Annotated in this window: 21 protein-coding genes; 7 read left to right on the top strand and 14 right to left on the bottom strand. The window is 41.0% G+C overall.

Annotation, left to right across the window (positions count from 1 at the left end; all coding sequences use genetic code 11):
• Window positions 1–20: 20 nt before the first annotated feature.
• Complete coding sequence (locus AC1MCB_RS14330) at window positions 21–302, bottom strand: ATP-dependent Clp protease adaptor ClpS (RefSeq protein WP_479965391.1); 282 nt, start codon at window positions 300–302, stop codon at window positions 21–23.
• Window positions 303–532: 230 nt separating this feature from the next.
• Between AC1MCB_RS14330 and AC1MCB_RS14325 the strand changes: the two genes are divergently transcribed.
• Both AC1MCB_RS14325 and AC1MCB_RS14320 read left to right on the top strand, forming a co-directional pair.
• Complete coding sequence (locus AC1MCB_RS14325) at window positions 533–1,588, top strand: glycosyltransferase (RefSeq protein ID WP_479965390.1); 1,056 nt, start codon at window positions 533–535, stop codon at window positions 1,586–1,588.
• A 73-nt stretch (window positions 1,589–1,661) separates the two neighbouring features.
• Entirely contained in the window at window positions 1,662–2,702 is a 1,041-nt protein-coding gene (locus tag AC1MCB_RS14320; RefSeq protein WP_479965389.1) for a glycosyltransferase family 4 protein, read from the top strand.
• A gap of 71 nt (window positions 2,703–2,773) precedes the next feature.
• Here AC1MCB_RS14320 and AC1MCB_RS14315 read toward each other — a convergent pair whose 3' ends face one another.
• The 4 genes from AC1MCB_RS14315 to dcd all read right to left on the bottom strand — a co-directional run bounded on the left by AC1MCB_RS14315 (window position 2,774) and on the right by dcd (window position 7,876).
• Window positions 2,774–3,646 carry an SDR family oxidoreductase gene (locus AC1MCB_RS14315; RefSeq protein ID WP_479965388.1) on the bottom strand — a complete coding sequence of 291 codons (873 nt, stop codon included), beginning with the start codon at window positions 3,644–3,646 and terminating at the stop codon, window positions 2,774–2,776.
• 3 nt (window positions 3,647–3,649) lie between these two features.
• Entirely contained in the window at window positions 3,650–4,411 is a 762-nt protein-coding gene (locus AC1MCB_RS14310) for an enoyl-CoA hydratase/isomerase family protein (RefSeq protein ID WP_479965387.1), read from the bottom strand.
• A 151-nt stretch (window positions 4,412–4,562) separates the two neighbouring features.
• A complete protein-coding gene (locus AC1MCB_RS14305) occupies window positions 4,563–7,271 on the bottom strand; it encodes a TonB-dependent receptor (RefSeq protein WP_479965386.1) in 2,709 nt (902 codons plus the stop codon).
• A gap of 68 nt (window positions 7,272–7,339) precedes the next feature.
• Window positions 7,340–7,876 carry a dCTP deaminase gene (dcd, locus tag AC1MCB_RS14300; protein ID WP_479965385.1) on the bottom strand — a complete coding sequence of 179 codons (537 nt, stop codon included), beginning with the start codon at window positions 7,874–7,876 and terminating at the stop codon, window positions 7,340–7,342.
• A 112-nt stretch (window positions 7,877–7,988) separates the two neighbouring features.
• Between dcd and AC1MCB_RS14295 the strand changes: the two genes are divergently transcribed.
• From AC1MCB_RS14295 to AC1MCB_RS14285, 3 genes are read left to right on the top strand one after another with little or no spacing between them, the layout of a single operon-like run.
• The gene (locus tag AC1MCB_RS14295; protein ID WP_479965384.1) at window positions 7,989–8,642 is read left to right on the top strand and encodes a 4'-phosphopantetheinyl transferase family protein; all 654 of its coding nucleotides are present in this window, start codon (window positions 7,989–7,991) and stop codon (window positions 8,640–8,642) included.
• Window positions 8,632–9,330, top strand: coding sequence for a lipoyl(octanoyl) transferase LipB (gene lipB / locus AC1MCB_RS14290; protein WP_479965383.1), 699 nt, complete (start codon window positions 8,632–8,634; stop codon window positions 9,328–9,330). Before AC1MCB_RS14295 ends, lipB begins: the two co-directional genes overlap by 11 nt.
• Before the next feature lie 31 nt (window positions 9,331–9,361).
• A complete protein-coding gene (locus AC1MCB_RS14285) occupies window positions 9,362–9,970 on the top strand; it encodes an SGNH/GDSL hydrolase family protein (RefSeq protein WP_479965382.1) in 609 nt (202 codons plus the stop codon).
• Window positions 9,971–10,157: 187 nt separating this feature from the next.
• Here the strand turns inward: AC1MCB_RS14285 and groL are convergent, their stop codons facing one another.
• The 7 genes from groL to AC1MCB_RS14250 all read right to left on the bottom strand — a co-directional run bounded on the left by groL (window position 10,158) and on the right by AC1MCB_RS14250 (window position 17,458).
• Window positions 10,158–11,801 (bottom strand): chaperonin GroEL, encoded by a 1,644-nt coding sequence (gene groL, locus AC1MCB_RS14280; RefSeq protein ID WP_479965381.1) that lies wholly within the window; start codon window positions 11,799–11,801, stop codon window positions 10,158–10,160.
• Window positions 11,802–11,962: 161 nt separating this feature from the next.
• Window positions 11,963–12,256: a co-chaperone GroES gene (gene groES / locus AC1MCB_RS14275; RefSeq protein ID WP_479965380.1), complete on the bottom strand. Its 294-nt coding sequence runs from the start codon at window positions 12,254–12,256 to the stop codon at window positions 11,963–11,965.
• Between the two features lie 218 nt (window positions 12,257–12,474).
• A complete protein-coding gene (gene secG / locus AC1MCB_RS14270) occupies window positions 12,475–12,813 on the bottom strand; it encodes a preprotein translocase subunit SecG (RefSeq protein ID WP_479965379.1) in 339 nt (112 codons plus the stop codon).
• Window positions 12,814–12,819: 6 nt separating this feature from the next.
• Window positions 12,820–14,049: a hypothetical protein gene (locus AC1MCB_RS14265; RefSeq protein ID WP_479965378.1), complete on the bottom strand. Its 1,230-nt coding sequence runs from the start codon at window positions 14,047–14,049 to the stop codon at window positions 12,820–12,822.
• Window positions 14,050–14,067: 18 nt separating this feature from the next.
• Window positions 14,068–14,478: an LptE family protein gene (locus AC1MCB_RS14260; RefSeq protein ID WP_479965377.1), complete on the bottom strand. Its 411-nt coding sequence runs from the start codon at window positions 14,476–14,478 to the stop codon at window positions 14,068–14,070.
• Window positions 14,479–14,594: 116 nt separating this feature from the next.
• Window positions 14,595–15,836, bottom strand: a complete 1,242-nt coding sequence (locus AC1MCB_RS14255) for a sigma 54-interacting transcriptional regulator (RefSeq protein ID WP_479965376.1) — start codon at window positions 15,834–15,836, stop codon at window positions 14,595–14,597.
• A 50-nt stretch (window positions 15,837–15,886) separates the two neighbouring features.
• Window positions 15,887–17,458, bottom strand: a complete 1,572-nt coding sequence (locus AC1MCB_RS14250) for a MiaB/RimO family radical SAM methylthiotransferase (RefSeq protein WP_479965375.1) — start codon at window positions 17,456–17,458, stop codon at window positions 15,887–15,889.
• Window positions 17,459–17,576: 118 nt separating this feature from the next.
• Between AC1MCB_RS14250 and AC1MCB_RS14245 the strand changes: the two genes are divergently transcribed.
• Window positions 17,577–19,403, top strand: coding sequence for an AsmA family protein (locus tag AC1MCB_RS14245; protein ID WP_479965374.1), 1,827 nt, complete (start codon window positions 17,577–17,579; stop codon window positions 19,401–19,403).
• A 658-nt stretch (window positions 19,404–20,061) separates the two neighbouring features.
• Window positions 20,062–20,259, top strand: a complete 198-nt coding sequence (locus AC1MCB_RS14240; RefSeq protein WP_479965373.1) for a hypothetical protein — start codon at window positions 20,062–20,064, stop codon at window positions 20,257–20,259.
• 193 nt (window positions 20,260–20,452) lie between these two features.
• Here AC1MCB_RS14240 and AC1MCB_RS14235 read toward each other — a convergent pair whose 3' ends face one another.
• Both AC1MCB_RS14235 and AC1MCB_RS14230 read right to left on the bottom strand, forming a co-directional pair.
• On the bottom strand, window positions 20,453–21,517 hold the full coding sequence (locus tag AC1MCB_RS14235) for a branched-chain amino acid aminotransferase (RefSeq protein WP_479965372.1): 1,065 nt from the start codon (window positions 21,515–21,517) through the stop codon (window positions 20,453–20,455).
• A gap of 61 nt (window positions 21,518–21,578) precedes the next feature.
• Window positions 21,579–22,538 (bottom strand): tryptophan 2,3-dioxygenase family protein, encoded by a 960-nt coding sequence (locus AC1MCB_RS14230; protein WP_479965371.1) that lies wholly within the window; start codon window positions 22,536–22,538, stop codon window positions 21,579–21,581.
• Window positions 22,539–22,614 lie beyond the last annotated feature (76 nt).

Below are 22,614 nucleotides of genomic sequence, written 5' to 3'. Positions count from 1 at the left end.
ACAGCAATAAAAAGGGTGGACTAATCAATACTTACTGTTAATCCTTCCTTTTTAAAAATCTTTCGATAGACTTCAATTTGAGTGAATGAGCCTTCGAGAATAGTACATTTACCTTCATTATGAACAGTCCATGCAATAGCTTCTGATTGAGGTTCGCTATAATCGAGATATTTCATCAAACAGTTGATGACATGATCAAAAGTGTTCGAATTGTCATTCCACAAGATCAGGCGGTGAGTTTCTTTCAATCCTGCCAAAATCTCGTCAAGAGTAAAGGTTTCTTCCTGTATCTGAGTTCCCATTGCACAAAAATACTAAATTCGGCAGGTCAAGTGTAGCATGATTTTATAAAAAGATGTTTTGCCTGGCTCACTTTGGAATGACATTAATTGTATGTTCTTAGATTTGTCATTGAAATACTATAAATATTTTCGGTCTCGATGGATCATTTTTATTTTGTCAAACAAGTTTTATACGCTCCGGCTTCGGAACTTCGGTACATTTATAGCTATCAATGGCGATATCCACAATAATGACAAAAAAAAAAGTTTTTTTTATAGTTAGTTCATTGTCTGCAGGAGGCGCTGAACGGGTGTTTTGGTTGCTATCGCAAGGCTTTGATAAAAGTAAGTACGAAGTATCAATAATTGTTTTTAACTCAAAGAATGCTTTTTTTTCCATGGATTTGGAAGGAGTGCGTGTTATTGATCTTAAAACAATCAAAGCTTCCTTGTCTTTTCCAAAGTTGTACAAACTCGTCAGAGAAGAAAGACCTCACGCCGTATTTGGAACTGGGAATCACATTAATTTTCTCATATCTTTTGTTTCCTATTTTGTCGATATTCCTTATATTATTGCCCGTCCTTCAAGTATTTCTACGGAGATTCATCAATTCAGCAATGTAAAAGGTAAGATATTTGACAAGTTCACTAAATTGTTTTTTAGAAAATTTGATAAAATAATTTGCCAGTCTGATGAAATCCGTAACTCTTTGTCGAAAGTTTACAATATTAATTCATCTAAGATGGTGGTTATTCCTAATCCTGTCGTAGTGTCTCCACTTGTCAAAAACAGTAAGCCTATCAATCGACTGATAACTGTCGGCCGTTTAACCGAAGTAAAAGGGCACGGAAGATTGCTGGAAATTTTTAGTATGCTTCCAAACTTTTACTCTTTATCTATGGCTGGTGACGGGGAGTTGAAAGAATATCTAAAAGAAAAAGCTGCGAATTTAAATATAACATCTCGCGTTCAAATGCTTGGACAAGTTTCGAATGTTATCGATATAATTGCCAGTCATGATGTCCTCGTACTCACGTCATACACCGAAGGATTTCCCAATGTAGTACTAGAATCGTTATCTGTTGGAGTACCAGTCGTTACTTTCAGAGTAGGAGGGGTTTCAAATTTTGTAGTAGACGACTTTAACGGTTATATAGTCGAACAAAATGATTTGATTGGATTTAAGACCGCAATTGAAAAGGCGTGTTTAAAGGAATGGAATTATAATAAGATTAAAAAGGACATTCAGACACGTTTTTCCCTGGAAAAAGTTGTAGGCCTGTATCAGAACTTAATAGAAAATTAAAGCTGTTTAAGTTTCAGGCTGTCCAAACGATTAACATCCCGAAAACTTAGTATTAACGAATACTCGCGATTATATGATTATAATACATTTATTAATAGGTCTGGGCGGTGGTGGAGCGGAACACTTGGTACTGGAATTAGCTAAACAAAATAAGATAGCTGGTAATCGCGTCATAGTGATCGGGATTACGTCTATCAACCTTATTGAAGATAAATTTAAAGCTTATGACATTGAATATATAAGCCTGAGGATTGACAACATATTTACAGCGGTAGCGGGTCTTAGGAAATTTTTGAAAATTATAAAGATGTATCCTCATTCCGTTATCCATGCACATATGTTTCATGCTGGCATGTTAGCTTGTGTTGCGAGGCTCGTTGAGCCTTCTTGCCGGATTGCTTTCACCCTACACACTAATTATGTGGGAGCGTTTTACCGCCGCTTCTTACTATACGGAACAAAATCTATTAGGGATGTTGATATAATCTTTTCAAAAGAATCCAAAAGGACCTATCACAAAGATCGGTATGTAGTGATTCCGAACGGAATAGATACCTCAAAGTATCAGGTACCGGAGAATCTTCCCAAAATATTTAATTGCTTATTTCTTGGTCGTCTTCAAGAGCCAAAAAATCCATTATATTTGGTTGAGCTGGTATTGAAACTCAAAGACAAGCATAAGTTTATCATCAATATAGCTGGTAATGGCCACCTTACCGAGGACCTTAAGAAATTAATAACCGCAAATAATTTGGAAGATTGGTTTGTGTTTTTAGGGTTTTGTAGAGATATTCCGAATTTACTTGCTAAATCCCATTGTATGATTATGCCGTCCTTATGGGAAGGCATGCCTATCTCAATACTAGAAGCAGGTGCTGCAGCCGTGCCTATTGTGTCGACCCCTGTAGGAAGTATTCCAAGTATCTTGAATGATGATAACGCCTATTTAAGTGAGTTGGGCTCCTTTCATTCGTCCTTAGCTAAAGTAATTGAAGACTACCCATTAGCTCAAAGCAAAGCTCAAAAGCTAAAAACGCTGGTTTTAAATGATTACGACATAAAGAATGTTGCAGAAAAACATCATCAGCTATATGCAAGCATTTTAATAGCCTAATAGGGATGAATATAAACGCGCTTTATTTGTTCTAGTTTCACAATGCTTTAACAGTCTGAAGTCATTTAAGTCTATTTAGAAGTAGATCTTATCATTTTTTCAAGCATATCCCACATTTCTGGCGTAACTGCTTCAAGACCATTGAACTGACCCGCGCCTTGTAACCACTCTCCGCCATCAATCGTGATAACCTCCCCATTGATATAACCCGAGAAATCAGACATTAAAAACGCCGCAAGGTTAGCTAGCTCCTGGTGTTCACCAACACGCTTTAAGGGTACACGGTTCTTAAAGTCGAATTTTTCTGCCATCTCTCCAGGCAGCAAACGGTCCCAGGCACCTTTCGTCGGAAAGGGCCCCGGTGCAATTGCATTGTTTCTTATCCCATACTTCCCCCATTCGGCAGCTAGAGAGCGGGTAAGGGCCAGTACGCCTCCTTTGGCACACGCGGAGGGAACCACAAAGGCAGATCCAGTGAAAGCATATGTAGTGACGATATTAAGTATTGTAGCCTGTTGCTTTTTTTCAATCCAATGTTTCCCAAAAGCCAGCGTACAATTTGCAGTACCTTTTAAAACTATATCAATAATCGTTGAAAACGCATTCGCCGACAGACGTTCAGTTGGGGAGATGAAATTTCCGGCCGCATTATTTAAAAGGCCGTTTACATTGCCAAATGTGTTAAGGGACTGTTCAAGTAAATTCGTGACTTCATCGTAATTTCTTACATCACATTGTACTGCCAGTACCTTTCCGCCAGTTTCCTGTTCCATTTCTTCAGCTGTCTTCTGTAAGACATCAAATTTTCTACTGGTTATAACAACGTTTGCACCTAGTTTTAAAAAATAAGTACTCATCGCTTTTCCCAGACCAGTACCGCCACCGGTGACAACTATAGTTTTGCCTTTCAGAGCATTATCTTTAAGCATAGGTTCGTTATACATGGCTTATTTTTTTTGAAGGTTTTGGATGATCGTATGTAAGATAGAGCGGGTAGTGGGCGACCACCATTGTTTAAGCATCAGGTCCAGGGAGTCGGTATGGTCTATGCTTACCTTTGAAAGCAATTCCCTTCTCAGGTTCAGTTTGCTTTGTTGCCAGGTAATTCGATCTAATTGCAGATATTTTTGCATTTGCCGCTCCGCCGCAGCCACTAATCCGCCTTCTTCTACAATCTGGTCAATTAAGCCATTCTCAAGAGCTTCCTGAACGGATAGTAATTTCCCTTCAAGCATATAACGGTATGCTTTCGCTTCTCCGAGCCAGAATGAATACAAGTGAAAGATGCTTTCGGGAACAATAATCCCAACCGGAATTTCATTTAATCCAATAATATACTTACCGGAAACCATGATCCGATAGTCGCTGCAGATTGCGAATACGCAGCCGCCTGCAGGACTGTGGCCGCTGATTGCGGTTAAAAAAGGCTTTTTGAATCTAGCAAGTAAACTCACCAGTTCAAGAAAATCTTCCCAGAATTTACGAATGTTGATCTCGTCGTAATCGTATAGTTCAATTAGGTCAAGGCCGGCCGAGAAGAAGCCTTCTTTGCCTGTCAATATTAATCCACCGATATTATCATCTTTTTCAATATCTCTGATTAGTGCAGATAGCTCCTGAACCATCTCAGCATTTATGGCGTTGGAGCGTCCGCGATCAAGACCAACAATAGCTGTTTTGTCTTTTATAGTAACTTTAATGGTGTTCATATTATCCAATTATCAGGCCTTTGCAGCTATTGTATTTAGCCTAATATAGGGATTTAAAGATTTTAAAAGCTATTGAAACATCTAATAATAGATTGTTGGAACTGATGTGATTCCTTAGGATTAGATAGACATTAGTTAGTGAGAATGAAGATCAGTTTACATTATAACGATAAACAGTCCGCCCTAAATCACCTTCAATATTGATACCTTCGATAATCACGGCATAACTGCCAGTCCCATCTGCATTAAAATACTCAACCGTGGCCCTGCCGGTCGAATCGGTAACTATGTTAGGACGCCAAAAGATCGTACTTCTCAAATCAGCCATTTTCAAATTTAATTTAGGATCGTCATAGTTTGGTGAATAAAACTCGCGACTTCTGTATAGGCCTTTTGGTTTAAAGCTGATGATACCCGCGGCGTAACTGCCGTAACCTGTCTTTCTTTCACCTCGTTTAGTGTTAATAACTAAAACCCCGGTGCCGCCCCTTAGGCCATATATTGCTGTATTGGAAGCACTTTTTAATATTTCAATTGATTCAACATCACGCGGATTGATAGCGCCCAGTAGATAAGGGTCTACAAACATACCGTCGATAACCAGTTGCATTGGCACAGGGCCAGTGAATGAATTCATAGAGCGGGATGAATAAGCGATGCCATTTCTGATGATGATGCCTGCTACCCGGCCCTGCAAATAGGTAGGAAGATCAATAGCATGTTCCAAATCTTTTTCAGAAATAATATTGTCTGCATGGCCAGGCCCATTTAAGTTTGAGGAGTTCTTAACGAGGGGTTTTGTCTGCACTATCTTGACTTCAGAGAGTAAAATGCTGGGATTATTTAGTCCGTATCGTTTAAATTCTTCGTACTGATTACGACTGTTGATCAGATAAGTGATTAATGAACCATTAACATTCGTCACAAGATCTGCAACATTTTTATTTTTAGTGACCAACTGAGGCGGGAACCCATCTAACTCTATCTGCACGTTCTTACGTCCATTAAGGTTTCGGGCCTGCACAACAAACTTGGTGCTGTCGTCATAGAATAAATCGGTAAAACTAAATCGACCTTCTGAATTTGTCACAGTGTCCATCAGAAAGACATCCCCTATAGCGGAAAACAAAGTCACCTTGCCACCTACTACAAGTTTGCCGTTATTCGCTGTTACAATACCACTTACTTTTATGGTTTTTTCAGGTTGATAGATGATTGACGGGAATACATTTGATAATATGTTCTTCCAAACAAAGCGACGCCAACCTTGAGTAAGCATTAAAATATCCAGTTGACGGGCCTTAATCTCATCCTGATTATCAAAATAATAGTTTGGCTGTTCAATATAGCCCTTAAGCTCAGAGGTAAACAGTAAATTTGAGTGAATTGTAGTCTCATTTGTTTCATTGAGAGCGACTTTAGATTCATCAACTACCGATAAAGAGAAACTGCCCTGGGTTGCCTTCCCATCAGCCCCATTGGCTTGAATTATCAGCTTTGTTTTTTGTCTCTTTTTATTTTCCGGCTTATCTGAACTAACTTGTATCGACAATGGTTTAGCATGATTGATGAACACCAGTCGCTCGGCAACCGGTTCGTCCTGAGGCGAAAAAAGAGTAAGCTGTAATACGCCACTTGGAAATCTCGCCTTTTCAATTTTAGCGCTGAAAACCGATTTATCAAGCGCAGCTTTAGAAGCATAGTGAACAACTCCATTTGACTGAGCCACAAGCTTCAATTCGCCACTTGATTGGAGAGTAGGGCTTACGGTAACTTTAATCGCCAAATTGCTGCTGTCAAGATTATTCACAGACAACACATAACCCACCGGCAATGCTTTAGGCAGAGGGTACGATTTTTCAGAGCCATCAGCAAATTTAATAAGGGCACTATAGGCTTCTCCGTCTTTAGGCAGTAAACCAAAATATCCCATGCCCGCATGTTCTGACTTTAGTTCCGCAAGCGCATTTTTGTTTTGATCCAATATCTGACCGGAAACTTCCACGCCAAGGCCATCCGCGCCTACCGCTTTAAAGGCTACTTTGGAACGGATCCCATTTATAAGATTGCCGCTTTCTGGGAAAAACTGCACGCCGACATCTGCGGACGTTGCTTTAACAGGGATGGTTTTAGATATGATCTTATTGTTGTCAACTTTAATTGTCGTAAAGATCCTGCCTGATTTGAGAATGAACGGTTGGTTATTGACAAATGCAATTTTTATATGGCCGTCAGCATCTGTAATGGCCTTACCCTTTGTAATATTTCGAAAGTTAAGCTGTATGTCATAATTAACTTCTTTGTTGGCCAGCGGTTCACCTTTTAAGTTGCTGAACTTGATGTCTGCTCCAATCTGATGGTTGTTCCCAATTTTCGAAAAAGTATACTCAGCATTTGTTAGAATAGTGTTGGAGATAGAGTTTCCAATACTAATTGTCTTATCAAAGAAATACTCTTCCCCAAAGTTTCGCATCCAGGTAGTGTATGCTCTGATGCGGTAGTTGCCCTCCCGAAGAGTGTCGGCAAGCTTGAAGTCTCCCCAGGCCAAACCTGCGTCCACAGGTAGCCTAAGGGATTGCTTGATGGAATCTTTATCATTGATCAGGTCAACATACAGTATTCGGCTTACGTTTGATAAACGGTGGCTTTCCGCGGTAACAACGTAGGCTTTAAACCAAATATCGTCACCTATGGCATAGTATGGCTTATCTAAATGCAGATGCACTTTTTCCTGCACATAGTCTGTCCTGTATTTCTCTAATTGGGTAAGAATATTTTTAAGCGGTTCTTCCTGCTTAATAAAACTAAAAGCAATTGCTGCGGAAAGAATTACAATACCTGTAATAGCAAGCTTTTTCATAACGGAAATATTATTTTAATTTACTAAAATATAACCGTTTACGTATACTTACTCTGCAACAAATCTGTTTAAAAGGTATTTTTCCACATCATGCTTTCTACAGGTCTGGTCGTCTTATTATTATATTTTGCGTTATTTTTTGTGTTGTACATGGTCTCAATGTCACCTTCTACAACAAAATAGATTAATTGTCCAATCGGCATACCAGCATAAATTTTTACTGGCTGAGTAACAGATATTTCGAGAGTCCACGTATTACAAAACCCTACATCTCCTTTTCCTGCCGTAGCGTGAATATCTATTCCTAATCTGCCTGTTGAGGATTTCCCCTCCAAAAAAGGCACATGTTTATGTGTTTCTGTATACTCAAGAGTTACCCCAAGGTATAATGTATTGGGTTGCAATACAAACCCGTCCTTTGGAATTTCGAAGTGGTCAATTTCATTATGCTTGCGGGCATCAAGAGCCCGGTTTTTATATGTTGCCAGGTATTTGCCAAGATGTACGTCGTAAGAATTAGTGCCTAAACAATCCCGTTTAAACGGCTCAATAACGATAGAACCCTGTTCAATTTCATTTAAAATCAGCTTATCAGAAAGAATCATAGTATATATAAGTGTAGTTTCATTGCCGGTTTTTTTGTAAAATTTTTATAACCTGCAATTGCCCTAAAATAATAAGATATTTGAGATAAATTTAAAGGTATTTATAAACAGGATGGCTCTTGCTTATCAAAAAAATATTGACGTAGATACGTCGTTCGCCCTATGGAAAATAGAGGAGCCGGCAGAAGAGTTGGTCGCTCAACTTCAGCTCAGAGAGCATGAAAGGGGATACCTCGGCACACTGATCAATGGCAAGCGTAACCTGCACTGGCTTAGTACTCGGGCCCTATTACGTTCTATGCTCAATACTAGTAGCTATATCGATTGCCAGATAGACGAACATGGCAAGCCCTACCTGGTCAACTTCCCGCATTTCATCTCACTTAGTCATTCTTTCGATTACGCGGCTGTAATGATCAGCAAGACGAGGCCGGTGGGTATTGATATAGAACTGATTAAAAATAAAATAGAACGCATTGCTCACAAATTTATGAATGAAGATGAACTTTCATTTATGAACTCCGAACACCGGACAGAACACTTGTATATTAGCTGGTGTGCTAAAGAAGCAATTTATAAGCTGCAGGGTAAAAAGAATGTTTCATTTTTGGACAATATCCGGTTAAATGCGTTCGATTACAAACCTGAGGGGAGCTTCAAAGCGAGCCTGGAACTGGAGAACAGCCGCAAGGACTTTGAGGTGCACTTTGAGAAGATGGAAGGATACATGATCGGATATGTTGCCGATGATAATTATGCAAAATAAAGAAGTACTATTTCAAGACTGGGGTTTAGTTGACTATCAGAGTGCGTGGGATAAACAGGAGGATATATTTTCATCCATTGTCAAACAGAAGATTTTAAACCGGGATTCTGAAGATCAGTTACCGACCAATAATCACCTGATCTTTGTAGAGCACCCTCACGTTTACACCCTGGGCAAAAGTGGCAAAGCAGAAAACCTTCTGCTGGATGAGAGAGGGTTAAAAGATAAAAATGCCAGCTACTACAAAATAAACAGGGGCGGGGATATAACTTATCATGGGCCCGGACAGATTGTGGGCTACCCTATTCTAGATCTCGATAACTTCTTTACAGATATTCATCTGTACCTGCGAACGCTCGAAGAAGCAGTTATTCTAACCCTTGCTCATTACGGTATAACGGCCGGACGATATCCCGGATTTACAGGTGTCTGGTTAGATGGAGATAATGAACGTGCACGAAAGATTTGCGCCATGGGGGTAAGATGTAGCCGCTGGGTAACTATGCATGGGTTTGCGTTTAATGTAAACACTGATTTGGACTACTTTAAGAACATTGTTCCCTGCGGTATAGACGATAAGGATGTGACTTCTCTGAGTCTTGAACTTGGTAAGAAGGTTGACATAGAAGGAGTTAAAAAGGTTTTAAAAGAGAATATTTCTTCTCTATTTGGAATGCACATTGTTTAGATTTACGAAGTGCGGTCTGTCAATTAATTAAATGATGCCTTTAAATTATCTAGCCCTCGGCGATTCTTACACCATAGGAGAGGGAGTTCCCCCGGAACACTCCTTCCCGTTTCTACTCGTTCAAAAACTTCGTGAAGATGGACTGGAGATAAATGATCCCCGGATTATCGCTAAGACCGGCTGGACAACCGATGAACTGCTCAAGGGTATCAAAGATAAGAGTATCAGGCAGAAGTTTGATCTGGTTACATTGTTGATCGGTGTTAATAATCAGTACCGTGGTTATTCAACGGAGAATTATCGGGTCGAGTTTCTGGACTTGCTTCAAACTGCCTTAAGTTATTCAGACTTCAATAAAAATAACGTCTTTGTAATTTCAATTCCCGATTGGGGCATCACGCCCTTCGCTCAAAATTCAAACCACGACGTAACGAAAATATCCAAAGAGATTGATGACTTTAATTCTGTAAATAAGGATGAAGCCCTTCAAGCAGGAATTGCTTACATAGATATTACAACAGAATCTAAAATAGCAGCCAGCGACCATTCTATGCTTGCTGTTGATGGCCTGCATCCGTCCGGAAGAATGTATGCCGGGTGGGTAGAAAAGCTCGCTACGAGCATTAGGGCCAGTCAGTAACATCAGTCTAAAAAGAGGCTGTGAGCTTAACTAAGATAAATTAATTCTAGAGGATCCAGCTTCCTCTCCGTCCGAGGGCTGGGGGCGAGGCTGTTCTCAGCAAAAAGCCCTTCCCGGAAATCCAGGAAGGGCTTTTATTATTTATAGTATCCAGCACCCTCTCCTTTGGAGAGGGCCGGGGTGAGGCTTACATCATGCCGCCCATGCCGCCGCCACCGCCGCCCATAGGCATACCGCCACCGGCAGGAGCATCTTCAGGATCGTCGGCTAACACACACTCTGTAGTTAACAACATGGCTGCAATAGAGGCAGCGTTTTCTAATGCTACACGACCAACTTTAGTAGGATCAATAACACCAGCACCGATCAGGTTTTCATAAACATCGGTACGTGCATTGTAACCGAAATCGGCTGAACCTTCTTTTACTTTCTGAACAACGATAGAACCTTCAATACCTGCGTTTTCACAGATCTGACGTAATGGCTCTTCGATAGCACGCTTCACGATCGCGATACCAGTAGTTTCGTCTTCGTTAGCACCTTTTAAGTTCTCAAGAGCTTCAATAGCACGAATAAATGCTACACCACCACCTGCAACGATACCTTCTTCAACCGCAGCACGAGTTGCATGTAAAGCATCATCAACACGGTCTTTCTTCTCTTTCATCTCCACTTCAGTGGCCGCACCAACATATAATACCGCAACACCGCCAGCTAACTTCGCTAAACGCTCTTGCAATTTTTCTTTATCATAATCAGAAGTAGTAGTTTCTACCTGAGCCTTGATCTGGCTAACACGAGCCTTGATGTCTTCAGATTTACCAGCGCCATTGATGACGATAGTATTGTCTTTATCAACAACAACCTTTTCTGCCTGACCTAAGTAGGTAAGATCTGCATTCTCTAACTTGTATCCTCTCTCTTCAGAGATAACAGTACCGCCAGTTAAGATCGCGATATCTTCAAGCATAGCCTTACGACGATCACCGAAACCTGGAGCTTTAACCGCAACCACTTTCAAAGAACCACGGATCTTATTAACAACTAATGTTGCCAATGCTTCACCATCAAGATCTTCAGCAATGATCAATAGCGGTTTGCCGGTTTGAACTTGTTTTTCTAACACAGGAAGTAACTCTTTCATTGAAGAGATCTTCTTATCGTAGATCAAAATGTAAGGATTCTCTAATTCCGCTTCCATTTTGTCAGCATTGGTTACAAAATATGGAGATAAATAACCACGGTCAAATTGCATTCCTTCAACAGTTTTCATTTCTGTTTCAGTCCCTTTTGCTTCTTCAACAGTGATGACACCATCTTTACCAACTTTGGCCATCGCATCAGCGATCAGCGTACCGATCACTTCATCGTTGTTAGCCGAAATTGCAGCTACTTGTTTAATCTTGTTGTTATCGTCACCCACAGACTGCGACTGAGATTTAAGATTTAATACAATTGCTGACACCGCCTTATCAATACCACGTTTCAAATCCATTGGATTTGCACCGGCAGCTACGTTTTTTATACCTGCAGTAACAATAGCCTGAGCTAAAACGGTAGCTGTAGTTGTTCCGTCACCTGCAATATCCGCAGTTTTAGAAGCCACTTCTTTCACCATTTGCGCACCCATGTTTTCCAATGGATCTTTAAGCTCAATTTCTTTGGCTACAGTAACACCATCTTTAGTAATGATCGGTGAACCGAATTTCTTATCGATAATTACGTTACGGCCTTTTGGTCCTAACGTTACCTTCACCGCGTTGGCAAGGATATCAACACCTCTTTTCAGGGCGTCGCGTGCTTCAACATTGTATTTAACTTGTTTTGACATTTTTATTGAGTTTTGAAATGTGAGATTTGAAATGTGAGACACTTATGCCTCCATCCGTTAGCTCATTAATAATAAGATTTGGGTTTTTTACCTGGTGTTATTTGATCGAAACTTCTGATATCCGGCGTCTGTTCTAACATCTAATATCTAACGTCTCAAATCTATAATATCGCAAAAATATCTGATTCACGCATGATCAAATATTCTTTGCCTTCGTGAGTAATTTCAGTTCCGGCGTATTTGCCATATAAAACTTCATCACCTACTTTGAAGCTCATCGGAATTAAGGTTCCGGTAGTATCTGCATACTTTCCAGCTCCAACTGCAACTACAGTTCCTCTTTGTGGTTTTTCTTTGGCAGTATCTGGAATGTAAAGTCCTGACGCTGTTTTTTCTTCAGCCTGAGCAGCCTCAATTACTACTCGGTCTCCAATGGGTTTAATACTTAATGCCATAGTATATTTGGTTTTTAAATTATATAATTTTTATCCGCTTTTAATTGTCAGTAACTATGCCAATCACTTTTATCAGAAATATCTTGTCATAATTACACCGATACAATGACAACCCGTTTTAATTGCCTACAAGCGGTGTCATCATGGCAGTAAATTGTCAGTAAAACAAAAAAGGTTTCCTGATCAAAGAAACCTTTTAATTAATGTGAATGATTGATTTATTTCTTAGTGCTGTCGTTTTGAATCCCAGGTAAGGTTGCCGGTGCCGGAGCTGAAATAGGAGCAGGCTGATTTATCTGATTTTGAATATCATTGTTCTGCTTAGCATCAGAACCGCTCGGGATAACAACATTGATCAGCAAAGCAATCACCATCAGACTAACGGCTAATGCCCAGGTTCCTTTTTCCAGAAAATCACCGGTACGTTGCACGCCCATTATGTTGTTTGAACCTGAAAAGCCAGATGAAAGGCCGCCTCCTTTAGGATTTTGAATCAGGATGATCAATGTTAGTAACACACACACCACTATGGCCAGAATAACTAAAACGAAATACATATATTTTTAATTTATTTTCTTTTGTAACTCAGAAATTTGGTCGGCAAAGTAAGCTCTTTTTTCCGGAAATTTCAAACTTAATTTTTGGTAAGTATCAATGGCTTTGTGAAATAACATCTGCTCTGTATAAATAGTCGCGAGTGTTTCTGAAACCAAATCATTTGGATCCTCCGCACTTTTTCTGGCTTTATTTTCCATATCCAGCTTGTCAGGAGAAGGCGGATGTATTTGCGGCTCTTCCCTGATAAACTTTTCTATAATTTCTTCCTCTTTCCGCTTTAGCTCGAATGGTACGGTTTGAGGAGTGGAACTATGTTCAATGTCATCTAGTGGCGATTGCAGATGAAAGATATTTTCTATGATCTGATGATCAAGCTCTTTTTCTGATCGCCTTCTAATTTGTCTGCTGGTATCCAGCTTGAAATCTACATACGGCTGATAAGTGTCAGCATGATCTTTCCGGGTTTTATGCAACCACCATAAAAAGCTATATGGCATGCTGTCATCATCATACCGCGCCATCTCGTGATTGTCTGCAGGGTCTTTATCGGTTAATGAATCTGCTTTCACATTCTGTGACGCTTTTTCCTCGATAACGAAACTTTCCTTTTCGGCATCGGTTTGCACATTTACTTTTTCATCAAAGGCAAAAAAGTCTGCGCCGGCGATGCTTTCAAGAATCATCTTATCCTCTTCGTTCCGTATACTCTTGGCAGCGATTTCTTTCTCAGCGTCCTGGTTCTCCTGGGCTTCATCAACTTCGGCTGGGGGCTCTTCCTGGAAATCAACAGTTTCGACAGTCAGATCAAATATTTTAGATGGTGCTTGTTCCTTCTCAACCTCAGCTATGGCCGCTGGCGTCTCTGCTTCCGGCACTATTTCGTCATCTGTCTCAATCTCAGCTGTGTAATCATCTTCCTCAATAACTTCGTAATAAGGATCTGCTTCAGCAGGAATAGCGGCATTTACAGGTTGTAAAACTTCCGGATGATGTATCAGATTGTATAACACGCGGCGGTTGGGAGCGTACAGGGCAGCCGTTCCCAGTACAGAATTAGAAGAAGCGTCATTTCGCTTACTCAAGGCTTTTGCATCAAATGAATGCAACATCTGGCAGTAGGGAAATTCCCTGACCATTGATTCAATCTCACTCAAATCCCCGACGCCTATTGCTGAAGGATTAGCAACCCATTGGGAAAATAAGGTTTTATTAATTTCTGTTTTTTGATGCTCCAATGTTGTTTCGTTAGATGTTTACCAGTTAGCAAAAGCTCTGTTGAAGATGTCTTCGGTCAATTGTTTGTTGATAGCAGGTATCAGCTCACGCTCCTGCACCTGTAAGGACTTGGTTCGTAGGTCAAGATCTTGAAAACGCGTAAATGACTGTTCAAAGCTTTGCTCAGGCTTTAATACATTAGTATACTTAACATTTACCGTGATTGTCAGACGACTTAAGCCAGCCCGTTCGTTACCCTGAATTGCCACCGGTCGGATACTATAGTCGGTAATCCGGCCCTCTAAATTAGCGTCGCCGTCTGCCCTGACCATACTTAAACGCGTTTGATTTCGAATTCTATTTTTTAATTCTTCAGTAAAGTCCTGACTTAAGTAAGGAACAACCAATGTTGCATTGTTTTCAAAAAACTGAACCGAAATAGTCTTCATTTCGGGCGGTATTGATGCGCCCGACAATTTATATCCACATGATTGTTGAAGCAGTAGAAAAGGGAGAATAAGAAAAAGAAGAGTTGTTTTAATCGGTCTGTACATCATATTTACCCTTAATTCAAATCTAGTTCTTTTATTTTACGATAAAGGGTTCGTTCCGAAATCCCCAGCTCCTGAGCCGCCAGTTTACGCTTTCCTTTGTGTTTTTTCAACGCTTTTTTGATCAGATCTGATTCTTTATCAAGTAACGACAACGATTCTTCAACTTCTTCCGCCTCATCCATCATCCGGTAATTGTTATCTTTCTGAGGCTGATGGATAGTTAACTGATGCTGGTCTACTCCACCGTTACCCTGGTTCTTCGGTATATCAATATCTCTGTAAAGCTGACTAATTGTTTGTTGATGTGAAGAATAATCTGCATGTTCTCCTCCGGTCTGAATTATATCAACAACGAGTTTTTTTAACTCTACCATATCTTTTTTCATGTCAAAAAGCACTTTATACAAAATGTCTCTCTCAGAGAAATCATCTTTATGGCCTTTATCAATTCGCATGGGCAGGTTATGGCTGGATTCGTCCGGAATGTAAGCTAATAAGTTCTGAGGAGTCAGGTTTCGATCCTTCTCAAGAACGGCAATTTGCTCGGCGATATTCTTTAATTGTCTCACGTTTCCCGGCCAGCTATAATTGATCAGCATCTGCTGGGCATCATTATCGAGGTTTACCGACGGACTCCTGTATTTATCTGTGAAATCAGCAATGAATTTCCGAAAAATCAAATAAATATCCTCTTTTCGCTCCCTTAAAGGCGGAATTTTCAAAGGCACCGTATTCAATCGGTAATATAGATCTTCTCGGAACTTGCCGTCGCGGACTGCATCAAATACATCTTTATTAGTAGCTGCAATAACCCGCACGTTCGTTTTCTGAACTTTTGATGAGCCGACACGGATATATTCGCCGGTTTCTAAAACCCTTAATAAACGAGCCTGAGTGCCGATGGGTAGTTCAGCCACTTCGTCTAAGAAAATAGTACCTCCGTCTACTACTTCAAAATAACCCTTACGGGCTTCATGTGCGCCCGTAAATGACCCCTTTTCATGACCGAAGAGTTCAGAGTCAATGGTCCCCTCAGGTATTGCACCGCAGTTTACCGCGATAAAGGGTCCGTGCTTGCGTGCACTTAATGAATGAATTATGTGTGAAAAAACTTCTTTACCACTGCCACTCTCCCCTGTAATCAACACAGAGATATCCGTAGGGGCAACCTGTCGGGCAATATCAATTGCCCGGTTTAACAGCGGTGAGTTTCCAATTATTCCGAAACGATTCTTTATTTCCTGAACGTCCATGTTGTAATTTGATGATCTGCTAATTTGGTAATCTGCGGATGTGCTAATGGTCAATCTACTATCTTACCTATTAACGTCGCCGGTGTGCATCTTTCAATCAGCACATTCACATAATCGCCCGCCTTGAAACGGCTGTCGGCATTAAAGACTACAGTTGTGTTCTGGTCACTTTTTCCTGAAAAATCCTGATCAGATTTTTTCGAATGACGCTCAATCAAAACCTTAAATGTTTTACCTACCCGCTGCTCCAGCTTAAATGCCGAACATTCCTGTTGTTTGGCAAGTACTTCGTTAAACCGGCGTTTCTTAATTTCTTCAGGCACATCGTCGGCATACCGTTTTGCAGCCAAAGTCCCCGGACGCTCCGAGTATGTAAACATGTACGCAAAATCATACTTTACATAATCCATCATGCTTAACGTATCCTGATGCTCCTCTTCGGTCTCACTACAGAAACCGATGATAATATCAGTAGATATTCCGCATTCAGGCATAATTCGTCTGATGGCATTCACGCGATCCAGATACCATTCGCGGGTATACGTCCTGTTCATCATTTCTAAAATGCGGCTATTGCCAGACTGAACCGGTAAGTGGATATGCTTACAGATATTCTCATACCTGGCCATTGTATACAGCACCTCATCCGTAATATCTTTTGGATGGGATGTAGAAAAACGAACCCGTAACTCAGGGCTGATGTTAGCCACGAGTTCAAGGAGTTTGGCAAAGTTTACAGCCTCACCCCGACCCTCTCCGGAGGAGAGGGAGTTGGATTCTACTTGAGGCAAAGTCTGCATCTCATTGTTCAGATCTGTCGCGTCTTGCTCCCCTCTCCTCTGCAGAGGGGCTGGGGGTGAAGCTGATGAGGCTCCCCACTTATACGAATCAACATTCTGACCCAGCAACGTCACTTCTTTATAACCTTTGCTAAATAATTCTTCTGCTTCTTTAATAATTGATTTCGGATCCCGGCTGCGCTCCCTTCCGCGGGTAAAGGGAACCACACAAAACGAACACATATTATCGCAACCCCGCATGATAGAGATAAAGGCGGAAATACCGTTAGTATTCAGTCTTACCGGACTAATATCTGCGTAGGTCTCCTCACGGGACAAAAGCACATTGACCGCCCGGTTGCCTTCATCCACCTGACCGATCAGGTTTGGCAGATCGCGATATGCATCCGGACCAATAACCAGGTCGACCAATTTTTCTTCTTCCAAAAACTTCGATTTTAACCGCTCGGCCATGCAACCCAATACGCCAATTGTTAGTCCTGGATTCCGGGTTTTAGCGGCACTAAATTCTCTAAGCCGGTTACGAACACGCTGCTCAGCGTTTTCGCGAATAGAGCAGGTATTGATGAAGATTACATCCGCCTCTTTATAATCAGAAGTTGTAGAGAATCCCATATCACCCATAATCGAAGCAACAATCTCACTATCTGAGAAATTCATCGCACAGCCATAGCTCTCAATAAATAGTTTACGACCATTCGCAGATTGAGGAACCCCCATTACAAGCGCTTCTCCCTGACGATCTTCATCATGCTGACTTGCAGTTTGCAACAGGTCAGTGTTTGTATTTGCCGGATATTTTAAAGTAGCTTGCTCACTCATTATTGTCTCAATATTTGGGATACAAAAGTACGATAAAAATCATTACAATGACAGTTTGGCAGACTTTTTTGAAAACAGAAATACTTTAAATTAGTATGTTTAAATCTTAATCGGCACTTTGCAAAATCATCAAAACGAAGTTGTAAGCAATAAATCATCTCAAATGCGAGCTTTTTGGAAATGGCTGTTATTGCCTTCAGCAATGCTTCTTCTTTTGTTAAGCGGGTTGGCAGTTTTTATTAATCAGCGCTGGAAGCCCGTTCTCACCCGAGAGGTTCAGGAGGCCATTCTCACATCAACTGACAGTTTATATTCTATCTCTTTCGCGAACGTAAGCCTGAATATTCTGACGGGTAATGCCACCTTTGAAAAAATTGTTTTTAAACCGGATACTTTAATTTATCGCCAGCTGATTCGGAAGGGTAAAGCGCCAAAGCATTTGTTCAGCGTCGAGGTGGCCACATTGAACTTAAAAAGCGTACATCCTTTCAAAGTGTACTATCAGCGTAAGCTTGAAATGGCGTTATTAAAGATTGACAGACCTATAGTAAGAATGATTTATCAGGAGGTATGGCAGCCTCAGGATACCGTCACTGATAACCGAAACGCCTATCAGCGCTTATCCAGATACCTCAAATCAATAAAAATAGATAAGATCGTCTTTGGTGATGCTGATTTTCAATATATTGATAAAAGTGTTGTACGAAACCAGGTAACAAGTCTGAAAAACTTGGATATAGAGATTACCGGCCTGCTCATCGATTCGGCCTCGCAGTTTGACCGGTCAAAGTTGTATCACACGGAAGATATTGCTATCAATCTTGATAGCTATGAATGGCGGTCGCCGAACGGTCTTTATGATGTGAAAATTAAGAATTTCAGTACTTCTTCCAGAAATGGCAATGCAAAATTCGAGGGTTTGCAACTAATTCCACGTTACAATGAAATGCAGTTTACAGGCCGATTAAAAACCCGCACAGGCCGTTATGCTTTACGTTTTGATGAAATACTTCTGGAGAAAATAGATTATAAAGCCTTCAACACTGAACGCCGGCTGTTAGCATCCAAACTAACAATTAGGAATAGCAACGCCAACATTTTTCTAAATAAGGCTTTACCTAAGCGGCCTGGCGATCATCTGCGAAGTTTCCCCCAGATTGCTTTACGGGCACTAAAGCTGAAAACACAAATTGATTCTGTACTCATTTACAATGCACGAGTCTCGTATTCGGAGTATATGCCGCGCACACAGATGAAGGGAATGCTGTTTTTTGATCAGATAGATGGAACAATTCTGAATGTGACAAATGATTCGGCCGTGTTGGCTAAAAACAATATCAGCAAAATTACTATGACCGGCTTAATTATGGGGCGCGGCCGTTTTAACGCAATCCTCGACTTAAATCTAACGCAAAAAGCAGCGCCCTTTACTTTGAGCGGTAATGTTGGTAACCTCGATGCAGAGAAATTTAACAAGATGCTCCGTCCTCTAACCCTCGTTGAGATCCGTTCTGGATTCATTGAAAAGATGGACTTCTCTTTAAAGGGTGATATCCGCAGTGTGCGAGGGAAACTGACGGTAAATTATAACGATCTGAAGATTTCACTGCTGGCTAAGAAGGAAGATAATTCCAGGTTAAGAAAAATGAACTTAGCCTCGATGGCGGCTAATATTCTGATTCTTAAAAGTGAAAATCCGGCCCCCAACGCCAGACTCCGGCAGGTGAACGTTAACTATAACCGGCCAGATAGCGTTTCATTTATCAGCATGGTGTGGAAAGGCATGCTGGGTGGTATAAAGGAGACTATCGGCCTTGACCCGATAACCCAACGCAAGATTGCTGTGAAACTCCAGGAACTAAAAACTGTAAAGGTAGCGCGGGAAGAAAGACGCGAGGAAAGATTAAAACGGAAAGAAGAACGCAAGCAAAAAAACAAAAGATAACGGTTAACCCCCCTTCTTTGATTTCTAAGGACATTAGTTGGGATTGGTTCGTATCATGTTCGTGTCTTGCCGCTAAATTAGCGGCAAGACACGAACATGAGTAAAGCAAGACCTAAACAAACCCCCGTTTAGCCGGTATATCTACTTCCAACTGATGTAACTCCTTGTGCAAGCAGGTTAGCTAACATCAACCGGGATTTTGTTGCTATCCTCTTTATTTGATGGGTTGCCTGGAAATTTAAACAAACGACGTATGTTATTCGGAGGAATTTGGTTTAGAGATATATCTGTGAAAACCCGTTTCGAGTAGCTTAATAAATGCCGATTCAGTGAATAGGATAATAGCCCGAAATATTTTTAACGAAGAAGGTAGAATGTTAACTACATTGTACTAATCTTTAAATGTTGATAATCTGAAATACTATGAAGAATTTGATATCGGATTCTATTGCTTTCAGTGATGATTTTTAGCGGACTTGCGTGCAGTAAGAATACTGCTGATTTGCCAGTTGAGAAAATTGATACTTCAATGAAAGACGCTTTAGCAAAGGCAAGTACTGCATGCGGATCGGTGAACCCTGAGCAACTTTAATGGTTAAAAGACATAATTGTAAAGGGTGAGGAGGATAAAGCAACATTGAAACACATGGGGAACTATATGGGCAAAATATTCTTAACATCTTATCAAACCAAATCTGTTTTTTATATCAGGATGGCAATGGGAAGTGGTGGATTAGCTGTTTATATATTGGACTGCGCAGGAACAACTGTAAAATTTAGCCCAACTGACGATGTTTTAGCGTTTTCTGCAGAAGCGCAAAAAGGAGTGTTGATCTATTCAAACATGTCTTATTAGTCTACAACGTTATACATGTCTAACCCCACCAAAAAAGCGTTAACACTCAGAAGGAAGTGTAGCTCCAAACACATGGCCGGCTGAAACATCTCCCTTAAAAGTGCTTCTGGTATCAAGTTCGATAATCCTTCGATTAATACCGTTTATTTGAAGGATCATCGAACCAGACCGTTACCTTTTTAAGGATAAAGATCTACACAATATAATTCCAGCCGAACTCGTCTTCAACTAATCCGTAGCGGATATCGCTCAGGGCTTTTAGTGCTTTGTTTGAAAATTCGCGGGCTGTGGGTTCAGGGAGGGTGTAGGTTTCACCCTCGTGACCAATTTGCGCAATGTGGGCGATGGTTGCAGCAGTGCCGGCACCAAAAGCTTCCTGCAAAGTGCCATTTTTGGCGGCCTCTACTACTTCTACTACACTCACCCGGCGTTCTTCAACCTGCATTCCCCAGGCTTTGGCAAGCGCCAAAATACTGCTGCGGGTAACACCATCCAGAATCGTGTCACGGCTGGTGGGAGTGATCAGAACATCGTTTATTACAAACATAACGTTCGTGGTTCCCGATTCTTCAATATAGGCATGCTCCTTTGCGTCGGTCCAGATAAGTTGATCAAAACCTTCTTTTTGCGCCTGTTGAGTAGGGTATAAGGAACTGGCATAATTTCCGGCGGTTTTGGTATAACCTACACCACCTTCAACTGCGCGCGTGTAGTAAGTTTCGATTTTAACGTTTAAGGGCTTCGAATAGTAATTTCCGGCAGGCCCTGTAATAATCATGAATTTGTAGGATTCGGATGCGTGAACCCCGATTGCCGGCTCGTTAGCAAACATAAACGGTCGGATGTAAAGGGAATGACCATGTTGTGATGGTACCCAATCACGGTCTAAATTGATCAGTTGAGCCATGCCCTGCATGAAGATATCTTCTGGCACAGCGGGCATTACCATACGGTCGGCAGAAATATTAAAACGTTCGAAGTTTTTAAGCGGGCGGAAAATACTGATTTCGCCATTCTTCTGCTTGTACGCCTTAATCCCCTCAAATATTGCTTGCCCATAATGTAAGGCAGAGGCTGCGGGGCTTATGCTGAATTCCGCATAAGGCACGATCTGTAAGTTTTTCCATTCTCCATCCTCATAATCAGCCACGAACATATGGTCTGAAAAGGTACGGCCGAAACTAAGATTGTCGAAATCAGTTTGACTTAAGCGTGAAACCGGTATTCTATTTACGGGAATGTTTAGTGTATCAATCAATGCCTTAGGGTTTTAAAAAGTACAAAATTAAGGAAATCCGGCAACTAACGACTAAAAACTTCTAATTATCCAGTGTAGGCAGTACACTCACAACCCAACTTTTACCCCATTCGTCAATCTGGCTTCTCGTCCATAATTCGGGATAGAAGATGCGTTTTTGAAAGCGTGGAGGCAGATATTTCTGCCAGTTAGTGCCGCCGGTTGCTTTAATCTCTTCAGGCTGGCGATTTAAATACCGCACCGCGGATTTATAGTGAACGAGTGGCCAGGTGACATTGATCTGTGTATCTAACTGCCGGAGTTCGGACTCAAGCTGGGTTGTGTCTTCGCCGGTTGCCTTAAGTTTTCTTAGCAACGCTCTAAAGTTGCTGCTCTTTGTGTTCTTCGCTAAGGCGATAAACTCTACAGCATATTTTTTTTCGAACTGTTTTAAAGTAAGGGTTTGCTTACCCGTTGAAAGCTCGGTTGCGCCAAACTTCCAGTAAATAGATTCAAACTGCTCTTCTTCAGAACTATGTTCCAGTTGGATCCGTTTTTCGGGTGTCACAAGCTGACCAAAATCAGTGGAATAAATCTCAATCATACGGTACTGACCGGATTGGAAACCACTGGCAGGGAGCAGTGACATCCTGAATTTCAGGAACTGTTCCTTTTCCATCCCTTCAACCATGATCTCGAAAGAACCGATGAGCGCCTGGAAATAAGAATTGATCCTTTTTATCCGATCAATCATGAATTGAGTAGTCAGATTCGGATGATTGCTTATCTGCCTGCATTCGTGCAGGCAGAGCTTAAAATATAATTCGGTGATTTGATGGTACATGATGAAGATCTGCTCATCAGGGAAGGGCGTTTTTGGGTTTTGAAGGCTCAGTAGGGTGTCCAGATGGATATAATCCCAATAGGTCAGAAAATCAGCGTGAAGCAGACCATCAAGGTATGAAGCCATATCCTGTCCCATCGCTGCATATTTTTCCTGAAGTTTTTCTAGCCTTTCTATTATTTCGGGAGTAGTTTCCATAAAGCAAAGTTATTAATCTTAAGAGAGAATGTTATACTGAGAAACAGTCAAATTTCATCAGGTAATTTGGTCTGGG

This window comes from Daejeonella sp. AP26 (assembly GCF_056680515.1).
This window is presented reverse-complemented; position numbering and strand designations above follow the sequence as displayed.